The 19,779-nt window shown below is 67.4% G+C and carries 17 protein-coding genes; 3 read left to right on the top strand and 14 right to left on the bottom strand.

What is annotated here, in order from left to right; all coding sequences use genetic code 11:
- Positions 1–170 precede the first annotated feature (170 nt).
- Entirely contained in the window at positions 171–884 is a 714-nt protein-coding gene (locus KBY19_RS15945) for a hypothetical protein (RefSeq protein WP_210956788.1), read from the bottom strand.
- 186 nt (positions 885–1,070) lie between these two features.
- Between KBY19_RS15945 and KBY19_RS15950 the strand changes: the two genes are divergently transcribed.
- A complete protein-coding gene (locus KBY19_RS15950) occupies positions 1,071–1,631 on the top strand; it encodes a hypothetical protein (RefSeq protein ID WP_210965990.1) in 561 nt (186 codons plus the stop codon).
- Between the two features lie 25 nt (positions 1,632–1,656).
- On the opposite strand, the gene KBY19_RS15955 is transcribed toward KBY19_RS15950, so the two are convergent.
- The 4 genes from KBY19_RS15955 to KBY19_RS15970 form a co-directional block, all read right to left on the bottom strand.
- Positions 1,657–1,854, bottom strand: coding sequence for a DUF397 domain-containing protein (locus KBY19_RS15955; RefSeq protein WP_099883464.1), 198 nt, complete (start codon positions 1,852–1,854; stop codon positions 1,657–1,659).
- Positions 1,855–1,882: 28 nt separating this feature from the next.
- Positions 1,883–2,071: a DUF397 domain-containing protein gene (locus KBY19_RS15960; protein ID WP_099883463.1), complete on the bottom strand. Its 189-nt coding sequence runs from the start codon at positions 2,069–2,071 to the stop codon at positions 1,883–1,885.
- 86 nt (positions 2,072–2,157) lie between these two features.
- A complete protein-coding gene (locus tag KBY19_RS15965; RefSeq protein ID WP_099883462.1) occupies positions 2,158–2,364 on the bottom strand; it encodes a DUF397 domain-containing protein in 207 nt (68 codons plus the stop codon).
- Complete coding sequence (locus KBY19_RS15970; protein ID WP_099883461.1) at positions 2,361–3,200, bottom strand: helix-turn-helix transcriptional regulator; 840 nt, start codon at positions 3,198–3,200, stop codon at positions 2,361–2,363. The genes KBY19_RS15965 and KBY19_RS15970 overlap by 4 nt, the downstream gene beginning before the upstream one ends.
- 190 nt (positions 3,201–3,390) lie before the next feature.
- Between KBY19_RS15970 and KBY19_RS15975 the strand changes: the two genes are divergently transcribed.
- Entirely contained in the window at positions 3,391–3,900 is a 510-nt protein-coding gene (locus KBY19_RS15975; RefSeq protein ID WP_307843519.1) for an ATP-binding protein, read from the top strand.
- A 1,157-nt stretch (positions 3,901–5,057) separates the two neighbouring features.
- A complete protein-coding gene (locus tag KBY19_RS15980; RefSeq protein WP_307843520.1) occupies positions 5,058–5,648 on the top strand; it encodes a Uma2 family endonuclease in 591 nt (196 codons plus the stop codon).
- 115 nt (positions 5,649–5,763) lie between these two features.
- On the opposite strand, the gene panD is transcribed toward KBY19_RS15980, so the two are convergent.
- The 9 genes from panD to KBY19_RS16025 form a co-directional block, all read right to left on the bottom strand.
- Positions 5,764–6,186, bottom strand: coding sequence for an aspartate 1-decarboxylase (gene panD / locus KBY19_RS15985; RefSeq protein ID WP_099883459.1), 423 nt, complete (start codon positions 6,184–6,186; stop codon positions 5,764–5,766).
- 178 nt (positions 6,187–6,364) lie between these two features.
- The gene (tuf, locus tag KBY19_RS15990) at positions 6,365–7,558 is read right to left on the bottom strand and encodes an elongation factor Tu (RefSeq protein WP_210965991.1); all 1,194 of its coding nucleotides are present in this window, start codon (positions 7,556–7,558) and stop codon (positions 6,365–6,367) included.
- Positions 7,559–7,827: 269 nt separating this feature from the next.
- Positions 7,828–9,951 (bottom strand): elongation factor G, encoded by a 2,124-nt coding sequence (gene fusA, locus KBY19_RS15995; RefSeq protein ID WP_099883458.1) that lies wholly within the window; start codon positions 9,949–9,951, stop codon positions 7,828–7,830.
- Positions 9,952–9,990: 39 nt separating this feature from the next.
- The gene (rpsG, locus tag KBY19_RS16000; protein WP_019354980.1) at positions 9,991–10,461 is read right to left on the bottom strand and encodes a 30S ribosomal protein S7; all 471 of its coding nucleotides are present in this window, start codon (positions 10,459–10,461) and stop codon (positions 9,991–9,993) included.
- Positions 10,462–10,463: 2 nt separating this feature from the next.
- Entirely contained in the window at positions 10,464–10,835 is a 372-nt protein-coding gene (gene rpsL / locus KBY19_RS16005) for a 30S ribosomal protein S12 (RefSeq protein WP_003948652.1), read from the bottom strand.
- Positions 10,836–11,193: 358 nt separating this feature from the next.
- Positions 11,194–11,661, bottom strand: coding sequence for a DUF1707 and DUF4190 domain-containing protein (locus KBY19_RS16010; RefSeq protein ID WP_210956806.1), 468 nt, complete (start codon positions 11,659–11,661; stop codon positions 11,194–11,196).
- Between the two features lie 275 nt (positions 11,662–11,936).
- Positions 11,937–15,860 carry a DNA-directed RNA polymerase subunit beta' gene (locus KBY19_RS16015; protein WP_210956805.1) on the bottom strand — a complete coding sequence of 1,308 codons (3,924 nt, stop codon included), beginning with the start codon at positions 15,858–15,860 and terminating at the stop codon, positions 11,937–11,939.
- Positions 15,861–15,952: 92 nt separating this feature from the next.
- The gene (gene rpoB / locus KBY19_RS16020; RefSeq protein WP_099883456.1) at positions 15,953–19,435 is read right to left on the bottom strand and encodes a DNA-directed RNA polymerase subunit beta; all 3,483 of its coding nucleotides are present in this window, start codon (positions 19,433–19,435) and stop codon (positions 15,953–15,955) included.
- A gap of 143 nt (positions 19,436–19,578) precedes the next feature.
- Positions 19,579–19,779: hypothetical protein (locus KBY19_RS16025; RefSeq protein ID WP_210965992.1), on the bottom strand; the 201-nt coding region annotated here is incomplete at its 5' end.

The following is a 19,779-nucleotide window of genomic DNA, read 5'->3' on the forward strand; positions in this document are numbered from 1 at the left end:
ACTCCAGGTACTAGAGCGTGAGTTCGCCGACGAGGTCGGCGAGCCGCCGGTCGTGGGGGGCGGCCCGCCTCGAACCGGAGGATGGCAACCGTCTCCACCTTGATCCGCTCCCAGTCGCCCACCCGGCTCACGGGCCTGGCCGGCTGACCGACAGTCCTTCGACTGTCCCGTCAGGTGCGCGTGCGCCGGTACCCGGCCAAGGTCAGCAGGGTGAGGACGAGCAGAGCGACGCCGACACCGACGGGGACGATCATCTGTTGCCAGCCCTCGTCCCGGTCGTACGCCTGGGTGATGCCGGCGGCGGTCAGTACCAGGCCGAGCTGGGCCAGCGTCGGCCCGGCGTCGAGAGCGACCTGGGCGTTGGTGGAGTCGATTCTCTCGTACGTTGCACGCTTGCCCCCTGCGAAGAAGGCGACCGTGGCCACGAGGTAGATCGTCGGGGCCCAGAGCATGTAGTAAAAGACGAGAAACAGGACGGTCGCGAAAAGTACCCGGTCATCAGTGCTGTATGCCGCCGCTTCCTCCGGTAGCAGCGTTGCCTCGGGAGCGGCCGTGGCACTGCCGATCGCGAGGACGGCGTTGACCCCGAGCACCACGATGCTGGCGCCCAAATGCCAGGACCGCCGCCTGCGCAACACGAAGATCTCGAACGGGATGGACAGCAGCGCCGCCATGAGCACCAGCGGGATGGCGAGACCCATGCTCAGCTCCGTGAACACCGCGAACCCGTCACGGTCGATCCCGCGGAGCAATTCACCCCTGCGCTGCCCCCACATCATCATGATGCTGATGGTCCCGATGGCGACCAGTAACCGGAAAAACACCCAGAATCGCACGCGTTTTCCCTTTCCCCCGCATGAAATGGTGATCAATACGAGAATCACCCTGTTCTCCGAGTGTAGGGAATTACCGGGTTCGGGGAGCGGTTCGGGACCGGAAGGTCCTTGCACAAGCGCTACAGCCCTGCGAGCGCGGGTAGTTGAGCGGCCTGACCCCTAAGGCCGTCCTCCGGGTGCGCTTGGGGATCGTCCCGATACCCCGCAGCCGGACCGGACAGAGACCGTAGGGGCATGACCTCAATGGCACGCACAACCCGGCTGCTTCCGGTCCTCATCCCCATTCTGCTGCTGTGCTACGGCGTGCTTCGCCTGATCGATGGCCTGGACGGCGACCACGGCCCAGGGTTCGCGTGGAACCTCGGCCACACGTTCTTCCTCGCCGCCTTCCTTCTGCTCGGCGCCTTCCTCGTGGAGCTGCGCCGCCTCGCTCCCGCGACCACCGCCCGGAAGAGAACCGCCGCCAGTGCCGCCATGGTTGCCGGATCATTCGGCGCGGGCTGCTTCGTCTGGGTCATACTCGGCGATCTGTTCTCCGGTTTGGCCGACTCGGCCCCGCTGCCCGACCTTCTCAAGCTGGCAGGCCCGCTCGCCTTCCAACTCGGCACGCTCACCCTGCTGATCATGCTGGCAGCCGCACGGCCCAGCCGGCTGCCCGTGTGGAGCCCGGCGCTCGTGTTCGTGGCCTTCGCCCTGATCGCGGTCGATCTCGACCTGATCCCGCTGGCGGCCGTCTGCCTCATGGCAGGTCTCGCACCGCTGGCTCGCAACCGCACGGTGCCCCCGCCTCGGTGAGACGGGGGCACGGAAGGGACGAGTATCAGTCGGTGACGGTGGCGTACGAGATGAAGCGGGCCCAGGTCGTCGGAGCGACGGCAAGCTGCGGGCCGGTCGGGACCTTGGAGTCGCGCACGTGGACCGTGCCGGGCGTGGCCGCCACCTCCACACAGTCCGGGCTGTCGTTGCTGCTGTAGCTGCTCTTGGTCCACTGCAGTTCGGAGCCGGGTTCCAGACTCATCTGTCGTCCAGCCTTTCTCCGGCGCGCCTCAGCGGGTGGCGGCGTACGTGACGAAAGCCGCCCAGGTGGTCGGCGCGACGGCGAGCCGGGGCCCCGGCGTGTTCTTGGAGTCGCGGATGTGCACCGTGCCGGGGGTCGCAGCAACCTCGACGCACAACGGCCCATCGTTGCTGCTGTAGCTGCTCCTGACCCATTGCGCATCGAGCCTCAACGGCATGCCGTTCACTCCTTCTCGGTGAGATGTCACGGACGGACCGACCCCCGGCCCCGCCTTGTCGAGACGGGGGCGCGGGAGGGTGCACGTCAGTTGGTGGCGGCGTACGAGACGAAAACCGCCCAGGTGGTCGGCGTGACAGCCAGCTGCGGGCCCGGCTTGTTCTTGGAGTCGCGCACGCGGACCGTGCCGGACGTGGCGGCCACCTCCACGCAGGCGGGGCCGTCGTCGCTGCTGTAGCTGCTCTTCACCCACTCCAGGCCAGAGCCGTCTGCGGTGGAAAGCTTCAACGTCATGTCTCTCCCAGCACTTTCTCGATGAGGGCCAAAGACTCACGCGGGGTGAGCGCCTGTGAGCGCAGCATGCCATAGCGCATCTCTAGGATCTGCGCCTCTTTCGGGTCAGAGATCAAGCGGCTCGTCATCTGGCCCTCTGAGTGCCCCAACGTCTTGCCGTCTGGGAACTTGTAGATGCGGTGCCCGCCCGCCATGCCTGCGTGCTCCTCAGACGCCGTCGGCATCACCTGGATCGTCACGTGCCGCAACTGAGCAACCTCCAGCAGATGTGCGAGTTGCTGACGCAGCACTGCCTTGCCGCCGATAGGCCTTCGCAGGGTCACCTCCTCCTGCACGAAGGTGAACGCCAGTGATGGACGGTGTTCGAGGACCGCCTGCCGAGCCATACGAGCAGCGACCTGGCGGTCAAGCTCCTCCTCGCCGTAAGCCGGGCGTCGCTGGGCGAAGAGTGCGCGCGCGTATTCCTCCGTCTGCAACAGGCCCTCGATGTTGTGGCCACCGTAAGCACCGATTTCCACGGCCTTCGCTTCCAACTTGGCCAGGTCGCGGACCTTCTTCGGGTACCGGGCCTGCTTGACGTCCTCCTTCATGGCGGAGAGCTTGCCGTCCGCGCCCAGTGCTTGGTCCGTGCCGTCGAGGAACTCCGGCTTGGGGAGCCGCTTGCAGCGCTCCACGGCGGAGACCATCTCCTCGCCGTAGCCGATCGCCGCGCCCAACTCACCCTGGGTCATGCCCGCTGCCTCGCGCCACAGCTTGATCTGGCGGCTGACCGCCCGGAGTACGGCGCTGGAGTCGTCCTCCAGCCCCGCCTCCCATTCGTCATCGTGTTCGGCCATGCGTACTGCCTCCGTCCGCAGTCGGTACGCATACCGTAGGAGCGTCTCGCCATGCTTTGTCACAGAATTCGTAAAACTGCTCCGGTTACGGCGTACAATCCGTACTATTCCGCCTGCGCTGCCGGACAGCCTCCGTCCGTTCGCTCGTCCCATCTGTCCAGAGCGCGCACATCCGGCCACGCTGGGTGAGGTGACCAACGAGACCACCACTCCTCCGCTGTCCCAACTCGCCGCCATCCGGTTGGACTTCACCGTTCTGCTGTCCCCCACCCGGCGTGGGGCGCGCCTCGCGCGCCTCCTCACCGTTGCCGAGCTCGGCTCGCGCGGGCTGCCGACGGAGTCCGTCGCGCAGGTCGTCGGGGAGCTGGCCGCCAACGCGGCGCTCCACGGCCGCGTACCGGGGCGCAGTTTCCGGCTCAGAGTCCGTACCGCCGACGCGCCGGGACTCGTCCGCGTCGAGGTGTCGGATACCCGGAGCGAGCGGGCGCCGGACGCCGCGTCGCCTCCCCAGCCGCCCGCCGCCGAGGCGGAGTCGGGGCGCGGGCTGCTGCTCGTCGCGGCGCTGAGCGAACGGTGGGGCGTGACGTACGGGCCGTCGCCCTGCAAGACGGCGTGGGCCGAGATCGCATTGCCGGCCGGCACCGCGCTCACCGGGTCGCGGTCCGCCGCGACCCGGTGGCCCGCCACATCAAGGGCGTAAAGGAACCGGCGAAGCACCTCACCAAGCCCCACCAGCCTCCCGTCACCCACACGAGTGAATGAGGCCAAGTTGGCTGGCCTTTACGCCCGTTGGCTGGCATAGGCTCCAGCACGACAACCGCACACTTGCGACGGCCCCCGGCCGGGACTGCCATCCCGATCGAGGGCCTGACCATCAAGGAAGAAACGGCTTCCCGATGGCTGTTCAGCAGCTTAGCGCGCCCGCGCGCCGCTCCGGCCTCGTCCACATCAATTTCCGTCACCGCGACCGCTTCACGGTCGTCGGCAACCACCTCGCCCAGCACCGGGAGCTGTCGCTCCTCGCGATCGGGCTCGCCGTCCACATCCAGTCCGTGCCGGACGGCACAAGGGTGGACATCAAATCGCTGACCGCCCGCTTCCCCGAGGGCGAAGCCCGAATCGCCGCAGCACTACGCGAGTTGGAGGCGTACGGGTACCTGGCGCGGACGGTGAGCCGCACTCCCAGCGGACGGGTCGTCACCCGTACGGTGTCGTACGCGCACCCGACGGAGACCCCCGGCGAGCCGCACGCGCGGCAGGCACTCGCCGCACCACCGGAGGCAAGGACCCCGGCGCAGGAACGGCCACAGGAACCGGCACCGGCCCCGCCGTCGGCGCCGCTCGACTCGACGCCGCCCGCCTCGACGCCGGAGCCCACACCTCCCGCGCCCAAACCCCCACTCCCCGCGCCCGAGGGCGCCGACCTCGCGCGGGACGCCACGGCCGTCGCGCTCCTCGCCGCTCTGCGCCGCGACGACGACCGCCTGCTGTTGTCCGAGCGGGAGACGGCCCGCCTCTCCCCCGCCGTAGCGGCGTGGCTGGAGCGCGGGGTGCGGCCCGAGGCCGTACGGCGCTCCCTGACCGCGCACCTCCCGCCGGTCACCGAGCTGCGCCGCCCGGCGGCACTGCTGGCGCACCGGCTCACCGCGCTGCTGCCACCGCCGCTGCCCGCCTCCCGGCCGTCAGACCCCCGCCCGGACCCGCTCCAGGAGTGCCCCGACTGCGGGCGCCCCTTCCGCGCGCCCGCCCCCGGCCGCTGCCGGGAGTGCCGCGACGGGCCATGTGGAAGGGGCTCGCACGCGACTAGCATGAGTGCCACTGGCCTCCGGCGATCGCAGGCAGAAGGGAGCGCGCGCCGTGACGATCACCTCGCACCACTCGGAGCACGACGCCGTCCAGTACCAAGCGATGCGGGACATCGTCGAGCGCATACAGGACAGCGTGCCCGGCAAGCTGGAGATCACGAGAGAAGGAATCGTTCACGACATGATGTCGCCGGGGGGACCGCACGAACTGACGGCGGCGCGTGTCAGCCGTCGTCTGGAGAAGGTGATGCCGGAGGGCTTGCTCGCCCATACCGGTACCCCTGACGTGGAGGACGCACAGCATGGCGTCGTCCGCCATCCCGACATCATCGTCATCGCCGAGGCCGATATGGAGGTCGAGGGGCCCTTCGATCCACGCAGCCTGGTCGCTGCCGTCGAGGTCGTCTCCCGGTCCAACCCGGACAACGACTGGACGGGCAAGATGCGGGACTATCCGCTGCTCGGAATTCCGGTGTACGTGGTCTTCGACCCGCGTACGGGCGAGGGAGCCGTTCTGTCGGACATCCACCCCACCCCAGCGGGCCCCCGCTACGCCACACGCAAGGACTTCGTCTACGGCGAGGACATCACCGTCGGCGAGTGGACCATCTCCACGGACGGGCTCCCCCGCTACGTCCCCTGAGCAACCGCCCGGCACGCCAACCGGGAACCAGCCGGCCCGCCCCGCGCATGGCAGGCTGCGACGTGCTTCCTGGTTGCGCGCGCAGTTCCCCGCGCCCCTTCGGGGCGCGCCCGGATCAGGGGTGCGGCACCGCATACGGTGGCCGTTCCGCGTCGGAGCCGAGCGTCGGCTCGCTCGCGTCGGCGCCCAGGGCCACGATCCGGTTGTCCGCGTCCACATGGACGACACGGGGACGCATCGCGCGGGCCTCCGCGTCGTCCACCTGGGCGTAGCTGATGACGATGACCAGGTCCCCGGGGTGGACGAGATGGGCGGCGGCACCGTTGATGCCGAGGACTCCGCTGCCCCGTTCGCCCTCGATGACGTAGGTCTCCAGCCGGGCGCCGTTGGTGATGTCGACGATGTGGACCAGCTCGCCGGGGAGCAGGTCCGCGGCGTCCAGCAGGTCGGCGTCGATGGTCACCGAGCCGACGTAGTGCAGATCGGCCTGGGTGACAGTGGCCCGGTGGATCTTGGACTTGAACATGGTGCGCAGCACAGTTCACTCCGTATGAGGAAAAGGGTCGCGCCCCCGTCGGTCAGGGGTGCGCGCCGGCCCGTCCATCGTACGAGTGGAAGCCGCGCATACGAAGAGGGCCCGTACGGCTTCACAGCCGTACGGGCCCTCTTCTTGGCCGAGGCCGACGCGCGAGCGTTCGCGCGCTGGTCGCGCTAGGTCACTTGATGATCTTGGTGACCTGGCCGGCGCCCACGGTCCGGCCACCCTCACGGATGGCGAACTTGAGGCCCTCTTCCATGGCGACGGGCTGGATGAGCTGGACGCTCATCTCGGTGTTGTCGCCCGGCATGACCATCTCGGTGCCCTCGGGGAGGGTCACCACGCCGGTCACGTCGGTGGTGCGGAAGTAGAACTGCGGGCGGTAGTTGTTGAAGAACGGGGTGTGACGGCCACCCTCGTCCTTCGACAGGATGTACGCCTGCGCCTCGAACTCCGTGTGCGGGGTGACCGAGCCCGGCTTGATGATGACCTGGCCGCGCTCGACGTCCTCGCGCTTGATGCCGCGGAGCAGGAGGCCGACGTTCTCACCGGCCTGGCCCTCGTCGAGGAGCTTGCGGAACATCTCGATACCGGTGACGGTGGTCGAGGTCTTGGTCTCCTTGATGCCGATGATGTCGACATTCTCGTTGACCTTGAGGGTACCGCGCTCGATACGGCCGGTGACGACCGTACCGCGACCGGTGATCGTGAAGACGTCCTCGATCGGCATGAGGAACGGCTTGTCGGTGTCGCGCTCCGGAGCCGGGATCGCCTCGTCGACAGCGTGCATCAGCTTGACGACGGACTCGCCCCACTCCTGGTCGCCCTCGAGGGCCTTGAGCGCGGAGACCTTGACGACCGGAACCTCGTCGCCCGGGAACTCGTACTCGGAGAGCAGCTCACGGACCTCGAGCTCGACGAGCTCCATGATCTCCTCGTCGTCCACCATGTCGGCCTTGTTCAGGGCGACGACGATGTACGGAACGCCGACCTGGCGGGCCAGGAGCACGTGCTCCTTGGTCTGCGGCATCGGACCGTCGGTGGCGGCGACCACGAGGATGGCGCCGTCCATCTGGGCAGCACCGGTGATCATGTTCTTGATGTAGTCCGCGTGACCCGGGCAGTCGACGTGGGCGTAGTGACGGTTCTCCGTCTGGTACTCGACGTGCGCGATGGAGATGGTGATACCGCGCTGGCGCTCCTCGGGCGCCTTGTCGATGTTCTCGAAGGCCGAAGCCTCGTTCAGGTCCGGGTACGCGTCGTGCAGCACCTTGGTGATCGCCGCGGTAAGAGTGGTCTTGCCGTGGTCGATGTGACCGATGGTGCCGATGTTGACGTGCGGCTTAGTCCGCTCGAACTTCGCCTTCGCCACTGGGGTCCTCCTGTGGACTGGTGCTGTACACCCTCCACATTTTGCGGAGGGGTTCAGGTGGTCGTACCGAACCGGTCAGGACCCCTAGGGGGACGCCCTTGACCTGTTCGCTTGGGGTGGGCCGGCGGCCGGAGCGCCCCGGTACAGTCCGCTCGATGACCGAGCGATCTGTACCGGAGTGCCCCGAATGCCTTTGCTCCAGCCTAAGGGGTGAGTGCGGATGTCCCGCTCGCCCCTGGACGAGTGGCTCACTCGCCCTGAGCGAGTGGTTACTCGCCCTTGGCCTTCGCGATGATCTCCTCGGCGACGCTCCGGGGAACCTCGCCGTAGGAGTCGAACTGCATGGAGTACGTGGCACGGCCGGAGGTCTTGCTGCGCAGGTCTCCGACGTAGCCGAACATCTCCGACAGCGGTACCAGACCGGTGACGAGCTTCGCGTTGCCGCGGTCGTCCATCGACTGGACCTGGCCACGCCGCGAGTTGATGTCGCCGATGACGTCGCCCATGTAGTCCTCGGGCGTGGTCACCTCGACCTTCATCAGCGGCTCGAGCAGGGCCGGGCTCGCCCTCCGGGCGGCCTCCTTGAACGCCATGGAACCGGCGATCTTGAAGGCCATCTCGGAGGAGTCGACGTCGTGGTAGGCACCGTCGAGCAGCGTCACGCGGACGCCGGTCAGCGGGTAGCCCGCCAGCACGCCGAACTCCATGGCCTCCTGGCAGCCCGCGTCCACGGACGGGATGTACTCCCGCGGGATACGGCCACCGGTGACCTGGTTGACGAACTCGTAGCCGTCGCCCTCAAGCGGCTCGACGTCGATCTGCACCTTCGCGAACTGACCGGAACCACCGGTCTGCTTCTTGTGGGTGTAGTCGACCTTCTCGACCTTCTTGCGGAGCGACTCGCGGTAGGCCACCTGCGGCTTACCGACGTTGGCCTCGACCTTGAACTCGCGCTTCATGCGGTCGACCAGCACGTCCAGGTGCAGCTCGCCCATGCCCGCGATGATCGTCTGGCCGGTGTCCTCGTTCGTCTTGACCTGGAAGGACGGGTCCTCCTCGGCCAGCCGCTGGATCGCGACGCCCAGCTTCTCCTGGTCGCCCTTGGACTTGGGCTCGATGGCGACCTCGATGACCGGGGCCGGGAAGTCCATCGACTCCAGGATCACCGGGTTGCTCGCGTCGCAGAGGGTCTCACCGGTGGTGGTCTGCTTGAGACCCATGACGGCGACGATGTCGCCGGCACCCACCGACTCGATCTCCTCACGCTTGTTCGCGTGCATCCGGTAGATCTTGCCGATGCGCTCCTTGCGGCCCTTCACCGAGTTCATCACCTGGGTGCCGGTGTGCAGGCGACCCGAGTAGACACGCAGGAAGGTCAGCTTGCCGAGGTGCGGGTCGCTGGCGATCTTGAACGCCAGCGCCGACATCGGCTCCTCCTCGGAGGGACGACGCTTGATGATCTCCTCGGCGTCCTTCGGGGACTGGCCCTCGATGGCCTCGACGTCCAGCGGGGACGGCAGGTACCGCGCGATCGCGTCGAGCAGCGGCTGCACCCCCTTGTTCTTGAACGCGGTGCCACAGAAGACCGGCGTCACCGTGACGACGTCCTCGCCGCCGGTGGAGGCGAGGGTCACCCGGCGGATCGCCGCCATGAGCTGCTCCTCGGTGGGCTCCTGGCCCTCCAGGTACAGCTCCATCATCTCTTCGTCGTTCTCCGCGACGGCTTCGAGCAGCTTGCCGCGCCACTCCTCGGCCGCCTCGGCGTGGGTGTCCGGGATGTCGACGGTGTCGTACATCTCGCCCATCTTGGCCTCGGGCGACCAGACGAGGGCCTTCATCGACACCAGGTCGACGACGCCCTTGAAGTCCGCCTCGGTGCCGATCGGCAGCTGCATGACCAGCGGAATCGCACCCAGGCGGTCGCTGATCATGTCGACGCAGCGGTGGAACTCCGCGCCGGTACGGTCGAGCTTGTTGACGAAGCAGATACGCGGAACGCCGTAGCGGTCGGCCTGCCGCCACACCGTCTCGGACTGCGGCTCCACACCGGCGACACCGTCGAACACCGTCACGGCACCGTCGAGCACGCGCAGCGCACGCTCCACCTCGACGGTGAAGTCGACGTGGCCCGGGGTGTCGATGATGTTGATGGTGTAGTCGACGCCGTTGAGCGGCCAGTGAGTGGTCGTCGCGGCGGACGTGATGGTGATGCCGCGTTCCTGCTCCTGCTCCATCCAGTCCATCGTGGCAGCGCCGTCGTGGACCTCACCGATCTTGTAGCTACGACCGGTGTAGAAAAGGATCCGCTCGGTGGTCGTCGTCTTGCCCGCGTCGATGTGCGCCATGATCCCGATGTTGCGGACCTTGGCAAGGTCAAGTGAAGTGGTAGCCATAAGGCTTCAGTCTTCTCTCGGTCTCGATGGGGGTAGCGACTACCAGCGGTAGTGCGCGAAGGCCTTGTTGGACTCGGCCATCTTGTGCGTGTCCTCGCGCTTCTTCACGGCGGCGCCGAGCCCGTTGGAGGCATCGAGCAGCTCGTTCATCAGACGCTCGGTCATGGTCTTCTCGCGGCGGGCGCGGGAGTACCCCACGATCCAGCGCAGCGCGAGCGTGGAGGAGCGGCCGGGGCGGACCTCGACCGGAACCTGGTAGGTGGCGCCACCGACACGACGGGAGCGGACCTCGAGGGTCGGCTTGACGTTCTCCAGGGCACGCTTGAGCGTGATGACCGGGTCGTTGCCGGTCTTCTCGCGCAGCCCCTCCATGGCGCCGTAGACGATGCGCTCAGCGGTGGAGCGCTTGCCGTTCAGCAGCACCTTGTTGATGAGGGAGGTCACCAGAGGAGAGCCGTAGACCGGGTCGATGATGACCGGGCGCTTCGGGGCAGGGCCCTTACGAGGCATTCTTACTTCTCCTTCTTGGCGCCGTAGCGGCTGCGAGCCTGCTTGCGGTTCTTGACGCCCTGCGTGTCGAGGGAGCCGCGGATGATCTTGTAGCGAACACCCGGCAGGTCCTTCACACGGCCACCACGCACGAGCACGATGGAGTGCTCCTGCAGGTTGTGACCCTCACCCGGAATGTAGGCGGTCACCTCGATCCCGCTGGTCAGGCGCACACGGGCGACCTTACGCAGGGCCGAGTTCGGCTTCTTCGGGGTGGTCGTGAACACACGCGTGCAGACGCCTCGACGCTGGGGCGAGCCCTCAAGTGCGGGCGTCTTGTTCTTCTCGACCTTGTCCTGCCGGCCCTTGCGGACCAGCTGCTGGATCGTAGGCACCGTTTCTCCGGTTTCTGTGTGCCAGTCTCGGTAAAGCTAACCTGGGCCATACCCGACCCACGAGGTCGGGTGTGTCGAAGGCTGCAGATCTCCGCCGAGGGCGGAGGACTTCTCCATGGTGAGAAGCATGCAGATTCCGGTGTCTCATGCTGCGCGCACCGTCGCCGCAGTTGCGGATACCACATCCGCGGGGGACAACAGCGCAGGGGACACCCCAGGCACAGAGATTGAGGGTACCTACCTCATCGGCTGGGGTCAAAACAAATGGACCGGCCACCATAGCGCCCCCGACCTGCGAGAAGAAGGGCACACAGGACAGCTCGTCACCGCCCGGCGGAACGGGCCGCCGCCCGTCCCGTCAGCTCGACGCCACGATCACCCCGAAGATGATCGCCAGAACGGTCCCGATGGCCAGCCAGCCCAGCACCAGACCGGCCGTGGCCAGCCCGTCCCCCTGCTCACCGGTCCTGCGGATCTCCGCCTTCGCCTTGTGCCCGAGGATCACCGCGGGGATCGCCGTCAGCCCGTACATCGGCGTCAGGACCCCGCAGACCAGCGCACCGATCGCCGAACCGTTGGTGCTCGGCGGCGGCGCCGGCAAGAAGGTGCGCGGCACCACCGGATAGGTGGGCTGCGGCGCCGGTACCGGCACGGGCACCGGGCCCTGCGGCAGATCCGCGATGAGCACGCTCAGGTCCGCGTACGTCTGCGCCTGCGACGCCCGCGCCAGCCGCTGCTCGTACTCCTCCTGACCCAGCCGGCCTTCGCTGAATCCGGCCTTCAGGACGTCGATCGCCCGCTCCCGGTCGGTGTGCGAGGCGCGCATCGCCCCCATCTGCGGCTGACTTTGCACGGGTACACCGCCAGGGGGCTGCCCGGGCTGCCCCTGCTTCGAGACGAGCCCGGGGTTGTACCCCTGGCCCGGGGCACCTCCAGGATTCCACGGTCCGAACGCCACCGGCCCCCACCTCCCAGCTCGAACTTGCCGTCTTCCCCCATCATCCATGACGCAGGCCGTCCGTGGCCGGTTCACAGCCGTACGGATACGACCGCGGGGCGGCCTCCCGTGAAGGGAGACCGCCCCGAGGCGTTGCGTCGGACTCAGGCGTTGTAGGGCCCGTAGTCGTAGTCCTCCAGCGGAACCGCCTGGCCGGAGCCGGTGCCGAAGGGCGAGTAGTCGATGTCGTCGTAACCGACGGCCGAGTACATCGCGGCCTTCGCCTCCTCGGTGGGCTCGACCCGGATGTTGCGGTAGCGGGACAGGCCCGTACCGGCCGGGATGAGCTTACCGATGATGACGTTCTCCTTGAGGCCGATCAGGGAGTCCGACTTGGCGTTGATCGCCGCGTCGGTCAGCACCCTGGTCGTCTCCTGGAAGGACGCCGCCGACAGCCAGGACTCGGTGGCCAGCGAGGCCTTGGTGATGCCCATCAGCTGCGGACGGCCGGAGGCCGGGTGGCCGCCCTCCTGCACCACGCGCCGGTTCTCCGACTCGAACTTGGTGCGCTCCACCAGCTCGCCGGGCAGCAGCTCGGCATCGCCGGACTCGATGATCGTCACGCGGCGCAGCATCTGCCGAATGATGATCTCGATGTGCTTGTCGTGGATCGACACACCCTGCGAGTTGTAGACCTTCTGGACCTCGCCCACCAGGTGCACCTGCACCGCGCGCTGGCCGAGGATGCGGAGCACGTCGTGCGGGTTCTCCGTACCGACGGTCAGCCGCTGGCCGACGGCGACGTGGTCGCCCTCGCCCACCAGCAGGCGCGCACGCTTGGAGACGCTGTAGGACGTCTCGTCCGAGCCGTCGTCGGGGGTGACGACGACCTTCTTGGTCTTCTCCGTCTCCTCGATCCGGACCCGGCCGGCCGACTCGGAGATCGGCGCGACGCCCTTGGGCGTACGGGCCTCGAACAGCTCGACCACACGCGGCAGACCCTGGGTGATGTCGTCACCGGCCACACCACCGGTGTGGAAGGTACGCATCGTCAGCTGGGTGCCGGGCTCACCGATCGACTGGGCGGCGATGATGCCGACGGCCTCGCCGATGTCGACCAGCTTGCCGGTGGCCAGCGAGCGGCCGTAGCACATGGCGCAGGTGCCCACGTGCGACTCGCAGGTGAGGATGGACCGCGTCTTGACGGTCTCCACACCGTGCCGGACCAGCTCGTCGATGAGCACGTCGCCCAGGTCGGTACCGGCCGGGGCCAGCACCATGCCGTCGACGACGATGTCCTCGGCCAGGCAGCGCGCGTACACGCTGGTCTCGACGTCCTCCGCCTTGCGCAGCACGCCGTCCTCGCCCTTGGAGGCGATCGACAGCTTGAGGCCGCGGTCGGTGCCGCAGTCCTCCTCGCGGATGATCACGTCCTGCGAGACGTCGACCAGACGACGGGTGAGGTAACCCGAGTCCGCGGTACGCAGGGCGGTGTCGGCGAGACCCTTACGGGCACCGTGCGTGGAGATGAAGTACTCCAGCACGGAGAGACCCTCGCGGAACGACGCCTTGATGGGCCGCGGGATGGTCTCGTTCTTCGCGTTCGACACCAGACCACGCATACCGGCGATCTGACGCATCTGCATCATGTTCCCTCGGGCGCCCGAGTCCACCATCATGAAGATCGGGTTCGTCTTCGGGAAGTTCTCGTTCATCGCCTCGGAGACCTCGTTGGTCGCCTTGGTCCAAATGGCGATGAGCTCCTGCGTGCGCTCGTCCTTGGTGATCAGACCGCGCTCGTACTGCTTCTGGACCTTCTCGTCCTGCGCCTCGTAACCGGCGATGATCTCCGGCTTGGCGTCCGGGACGACGACATCCGTGATCGCGATGGTCACACCCGAACGGGTCGCCCAGAAGTAACCGGCGGACTTCAGGTTGTCCAGCGCCGCCGCGACGACGACCTTGGGGTAGCGCTCGGCCAGGTCGTTGACGATCTGGGAGAGCTGCTTCTTGCCCACGGTGTAGTCGACGAACGGGTACTCCTCGGGCAGCAGCTCGTTGAAGAGCGCACGGCCCAGGGAGGTACGCAGCCGGAACGGGTCGCCGGGCTGCCACTCGCCCACGAGGGAGTCGCTGTCGGACGCGGCGCCCTCCTCCGGCGCCGGCGGGGTCCAGCCCAGCGGCGGAGTGGTGCCGGCCGGGAACCGGATGTCGATCTTCGCCTGGAGCGACAGCTCCCCGGCGTCGAACGCCATGATCGCTTCCGCGGTGGAGTTGAACGAGCGGCCGTCGCCCTTGGTGACGCGCTGCTCCTCGTCCGTGGTGAGGAAGAACAGACCCAGGACCATGTCCTGCGTCGGCATCGTCACCGGCCGGCCGTCGGCCGGCTTGAGGATGTTGTTCGAGGACAGCATCAGGATGCGGGCCTCGGCCTGCGCCTCGGCCGACAGCGGCAGGTGCACGGCCATCTGGTCACCGTCGAAGTCCGCGTTGAACGCGGTGCACACGAGCGGGTGGATCTGAATGGCCTTGCCCTCGACCAGCTGCGGCTCGAAGGCCTGGATGCCGAGACGGTGCAGCGTCGGTGCGCGGTTGAGCAGCACCGGGTGCTCCGCGATGACCTCTTCCAGCACGTCGTAGACGACCGTACGGCCGCGCTCGACCATGCGCTTGGCGCTCTTGATGTTCTGCGCGTGGTTGAGGTCCACCAGCCGCTTCATCACGAACGGCTTGAACAGCTCCAGCGCCATCGCCTTGGGCAGACCGCACTGGTGCAGCTTGAGCTGCGGGCCGACGACGATGACGGAACGGGCCGAGTAGTCGACGCGCTTACCCAGCAGGTTCTGCCGGAAGCGGCCCTGCTTGCCCTTGAGCATGTCGGACAGCGACTTGAGCGGACGGTTGCCCGGACCGGTGACCGGACGGCCGCGGCGGCCGTTGTCGAACAGCGCGTCGACGGCCTCCTGCAGCATCCGCTTCTCGTTGTTGACGATGATCTCGGGCGCACCGAGGTCGAGAAGCCGCTTCAGGCGGTTGTTGCGGTTGATGACACGGCGGTACAGGTCGTTCAGGTCGGAGGTCGCGAAGCGGCCACCATCCAGCTGCACCATCGGACGCAGGTCCGGCGGGATGACCGGCACGCAGTCCAGCACCATGCCCTTGGGGCTGTTGCTGGTCTGCAGGAACGCGGAGACGACCTTGAGCCGCTTCAGCGCACGGGTCTTCTTCTGGCCCTTGCCGGTGCGGATGATCTCGCGGAGCCGCTCGGCCTCCTCGTCCAGGTCGAAGGTCTCCAGGCGCTTCTGCAGCGCGGCAGCGCCCATGGAGCCGTCGAAGTAGGTCCCGAAGCGGTCGCGCAGCTCGCGGTAGAGCAGCTCGTCGCCCTCCAGGTCCTGCACCTTGAGGTTCTTGAAGCGGTTCCAGACCTCGTCCAGCCGGTCCAGCTCGCGCTGGGCGCGGTCGCGGATCTGCTTCATCTCGCGCTCGGCGCCCTCGCGCACCTTGCGGCGCACGTCCGCCTTGGCGCCCTCGGCCTCCAGCTCGGCCAGGTCGCTCTCCTGCTTCTTGGCGCGGGCCTCGAGGTCGGCGTCACGGCGCTGCTCGATCTGCTGGCGCTCCACACCGACGTGCGCCTCCAGGGAGGGCAGATCGCGGGTGCGGCGCTCCTCGTCGACGTACGTGATCATGTACGCCGCGAAGTAGATGACCTTCTCCAGGTCCTTGGGCGCCAGGTCGAGCAGGTAGCCCAGGCGGGAGGGAACACCCTTGAAGTACCAGATGTGGGTCACGGGAGCGGCAAGCTCGATGTGGCCCATCCGCTCACGGCGCACCTTGGCGCGGGTCACCTCGACGCCGCAGCGCTCACAGATGATGCCCTTGAAGCGGACGCGCTTGTACTTGCCGCAGTAGCACTCCCAGTCCCGGGTGGGGCCGAAGATCTTCTCGCAGAAGAGTCCGTCCTTCTCCGGCTTGAGGGTGCGGTAGTTGATGGTCTCCGGCTTCTTGACCTCGCCGTGCGACCACTGACGGATGTCGTCAGCGGTGGCAAGGCCGATTCGCAGTTCGTCGAAGAAGTTGACGTCGAGCACTCTCGTCAATCCCTCTCAGGGTCGTATGTCAATGGTCTGAACGGGGTCGCGGGGAAGGCCGGGACGCGGGGAGCGCGCCCCGGCCGACTCCGTCAGACCTCTTCGACGCTGCTCGGCTCGCGCCGGGACAGGTCGATTCCGAGCTCCTCCGCCGCGCGGAAGACGTCCTCGTCGGTGTCGCGCATTTCGATCGACATGCCGTCCGAGGACAGCACCTCGACGTTGAGGCAGAGCGACTGCATCTCCTTGATGAGCACCTTGAAGGACTCGGGGATGCCCGGCTCGGGGATGTTCTCGCCCTTGACGATGGCCTCGTAGACCTTCACGCGGCCGGTGACGTCGTCGGACTTGATGGTGAGCAGCTCCTGCAGTGCGTACGCGGCGCCGTACGCCTCCAGGGCCCACACCTCCATCTCACCGAAGCGCTGGCCACCGAACTGGGCCTTACCACCCAGCGGCTGCTGGGTGATCATGGAGTACGGACCGGTCGAGCGGGCGTGCAGCTTGTCGTCGACCAGGTGGTGCAGCTTGAGGATGTACATGTACCCGACCGAGATCGGGTCCGGGAACGGCTCGCCGGAACGGCCGTCGAACAGGTGCGCCTTACCGGAGGACTGGACCATACGGTCGCCGTCCCGGTTCGGCAGCGTGGCCTGGAACAGACCGGCGATCTCGTCCTCACGGGCGCCGTCGAAGACCGGTGTCGCCACGTTGGTCCCCGGCGCCACATCGTCCGCGCCGATCGCCTGCAGGCGCTGCATCCACTCCTCGGAGCCCTCGACCTTCCAGCCCTGGGAGGCCAGCCAGCCCAGGTGGATCTCCAGGACCTGGCCCGGGTTCATCCGGGAGGGGACACCCAGCGGGTTGAGGATCACATCGACCGGGGTGCCGTCCTCCAGGAACGGCATGTCCTCGACCGGCAGGATCTTCGAGATGACGCCCTTGTTGCCGTGCCGGCCCGCGAGCTTGTCACCATCGGTGATCTTGCGCTTCTGCGCGACGTAGACGCGCACCAGCTGGTTGACGCCCGGAGGCAGCTCGTCGCCCTCCTCGCGGTCGAAGACGCGGACGCCGATGACCTTGCCGGTCTCGCCGTGCGGCACCTTCAGCGAGGTGTCACGGACCTCACGCGCCTTCTCACCGAAGATCGCGCGCAGCAGCCGCTCCTCGGGGGTCAGCTCGGTCTCACCCTTCGGGGTGACCTTGCCGACGAGGATGTCGCCCGCCTCGACCTCGGCGCCGATGCGGATGATGCCGCGCTCGTCGAGGTCGGCCAGCACCTCCTCGGAGACGTTCGGGATGTCCCGGGTGATCTCCTCGGGGCCCAGCTTGGTGTCGCGGGCGTCGACCTCGTGCTCCTCGATGTGGATCGAGGAGAGGACGTCGTCCTGCACCAGCCGCTGGCTGAGGATGATCGCGTCCTCGTAGTTGTAGCCCTCCCACGGCATGAAGGCCACGAGCAGGTTCTTGCCGAGCGCCATCTCACCTTCGTCGGTGGATGGGCCGTCGGCCAGCACCTGGCCCTCGATGACACGGGAGCCCTCGTCCACGAGCACCTTCTGGTTGAAGGAGGTGCCCTGGTTGGAGCGGGTGAACTTGGCCACCCGGTAGGTGGTGTACGTACCGTCGTCGTTGGCGACCGTGATGTAGTCGGCGGAGACCTCCTGGACGACGCCGTCCTTGTCGGCCTTGATGACGTCACCGGCGTCGACCGCGCAGCGGTACTCCATGCCGGTGCCGACCAGCGGCGACTCGGCCTTGATGAGCGGCACGGCCTGCCGCATCATGTTCGACCCCATCAGCGCACGGTTGGCGTCGTCGTGCTCCAGGAACGGGATCATGGCGGTCGCGACCGACACCATCTGGCGCGGCGAGACGTCCATGTAGTCCACGTCGTCGCCCGGGATCAGGTCGACCTCGCCGCCACGGCGGCGGACCAGCACCCGGTCCTCGGCGAACCGCATCTCCTCGCTGAGGGGAGCGTTCGCCTGGGCGATCACGAAACGGTCTTCCTCGTCCGCCGTGAGGTAGTGCACGTCGTCGGTGACGGTGCCGCCGACGACCCTGCGGTACGGGGTCTCGATGAAGCCGAACGCGTTGACGCGCCCGTAGGAGGCGAGCGAGCCGATCAGACCGATGTTCGGGCCTTCCGGCGTCTCGATCGGGCACATCCGGCCGTAGTGCGAGGGGTGCACGTCACGGACCTCGAAGCCGGCCCGCTCACGGCTCAGACCACCCGGGCCGAGCGCGTTGAGACGGCGCTTGTGGGTGAGCCCGGAGATCGGGTTCGTCTGGTCCATGAACTGGGACAGCTGGCTGGTGCCGAAGAACTCCTTGATGGAGGCGACGACCGGCCGGATGTTGATCAGCGTCTGCGGCGTGATCGCCTCGACGTCCTGGGTGGTCATCCGCTCGCGGACGACGCGCTCCATACGGGCCAGACCGGTGCGGACCTGGTTCTGGATCAGCTCGCCGACGTTGCGCAGACGGCGGTTGCCGAAGTGGTCGATGTCATCGGTCTCGATGACGATCTCGTCGCCCTCGGCGGAGGTGGACTCCGTCTCGCCCGCGTGCAGCTTCACCAGGTACTTGATCGTGGCGACGATGTCGGCGGTGGTCAGCACGCCGGAGTTCAGCGGCTCGTCGCCGCCGAGCTTCTTGTTGACCTTGTGCCGGCCGACCTTGGCCAGGTCGTAGCGCTTCGGGTTGAAGTAGAGGTTCTCCAGCAGCGTCTGCGCGGCCTCGCGGGTCGGGGGCTCGCCCGGACGCAGCTTGCGGTAGATGTCGAGCAGCGCGTCGTCCTGACCCTGGGTGTGGTCCTTCTCCAGGGTGGCGCGCATGGACTCGTACTGGCCGAACTCCTCCAGGATCTGCTCGGAGGTCCAGCCGAGGGCCTTGAGCAGCACGGTCACGGACTGCTTGCGCTTGCGGTCGATGCGCACGCCGACCATGTCGCGCTTGTCGATCTCCATCTCCAGCCAGGCGCCGCGAGACGGGATGATCTTGGCGGAGTAGATGTCCTTGTCGGAGGTCTTGTCGATGGTCGAGTCGAAGTAGACACCCGGCGAGCGGACGAGCTGAGTGACGACGACACGCTCGGTGCCGTTGACCACGAAGGTGCCCTTGTCGGTCATGAGCGGGAAGTCGCCCATGAAGACCGTCTGGGACTTGATCTCACCGGTTTCGTTGTTGGTGAACTCGGCCGTGACGAAGAGCGGCGCGGCGTACGTGAAGTCGCGCTCCTTGCACTCGTCGATCGAGTTCTTGGGGGGCTCGAAACGGTGGTCGCGGAAGGTCAGCGACATCGACCCGGAGAAGTCCTCGATCGGGGAGATCTCCTCGAAGATCTCTTCCAGACCGGACTTGGTGGGGACGTCCTGTCCGCTGTCCAGCGCGGCCTCGACGCGAGCCTTCCAGGCGTCGTTGCCGAGCAGCCAGTCAAAGCTCTCGGTCTGGAGCGCAAGGAGGTTCGGAACCTCGAGGGGCTCCTTGATCTTCGCAAAAGAGATACGCAGCGGGGCAGTGCTGGCGCCGTTGTTCGAATTGGCAGTCGAGGCAGTGCGCGAGGCGGCCAAGAGGGGGTCCTTCCGAGGGCTCGGACTCTCTACACGCATACCGGTGCCCCTGGTGACGGGCAGGGGGCAGCTAATAGGCAGCGCAAAGGGTCAGTGTAGCCACAAGGCCCACTGATGTCCAGAAAGGATTACGGGAAACCGGCTCACGCCCCGGTCTCCACCTCCTGTGATTGTTCTTCTCGTTTCCGCCCCCGTCCCCGGCGGCCTCGATACGCCAGGGCGGACGTGCTGCTGCGGCTCGTCGTGCCTGCCGCAACACTTCCCGCTTCGCCGCCGATCCATGCCTCGGAGTTCGGATCGATGTGACGACGCGTCCCGAGAATTGCGCGCTGTGTGCCGTTCGT

The organism is Streptomyces sp. B15, from assembly GCF_018070605.1.
GTDB classification, from domain to species: Bacteria; Actinomycetota; Actinomycetes; order Streptomycetales; family Streptomycetaceae; genus Streptomyces; species Streptomyces smyrnaeus.

Excerpts from the sequence above, each read along its gene's own strand:
- KBY19_RS15950 (WP_210965990.1), top strand. The coding sequence starts at position 1,071 with ATGACCTCAATGGCACGCACAACCCGGCTGCTTCCGGTCCTCATCCCC.
- KBY19_RS15955 (WP_099883464.1), bottom strand. The coding sequence starts at position 1,854 with ATGAGTCTGGAACCCGGCTCCGAACTGCAGTGGACCAAGAGCAGCTAC.
- KBY19_RS15960 (WP_099883463.1), bottom strand. The coding sequence starts at position 2,071 with ATGCCGTTGAGGCTCGATGCGCAATGGGTCAGGAGCAGCTACAGCAGC.
- KBY19_RS15965 (WP_099883462.1), bottom strand. The coding sequence starts at position 2,364 with ATGACGTTGAAGCTTTCCACCGCAGACGGCTCTGGCCTGGAGTGGGTG.
- KBY19_RS15970 (WP_099883461.1), bottom strand. The coding sequence starts at position 3,200 with ATGGCCGAACACGATGACGAATGGGAGGCGGGGCTGGAGGACGACTCC.
- fusA (WP_099883458.1), bottom strand. The coding sequence starts at position 9,951 with ATGGCTACCACTTCACTTGACCTTGCCAAGGTCCGCAACATCGGGATC.
- rpsG (WP_019354980.1), bottom strand. The coding sequence starts at position 10,461 with ATGCCTCGTAAGGGCCCTGCCCCGAAGCGCCCGGTCATCATCGACCCG.
- KBY19_RS16010 (WP_210956806.1), bottom strand. The coding sequence starts at position 11,661 with ATGCGCGCCTCGCACACCGACCGGGAGCGGGCGATCGACGTCCTGAAG.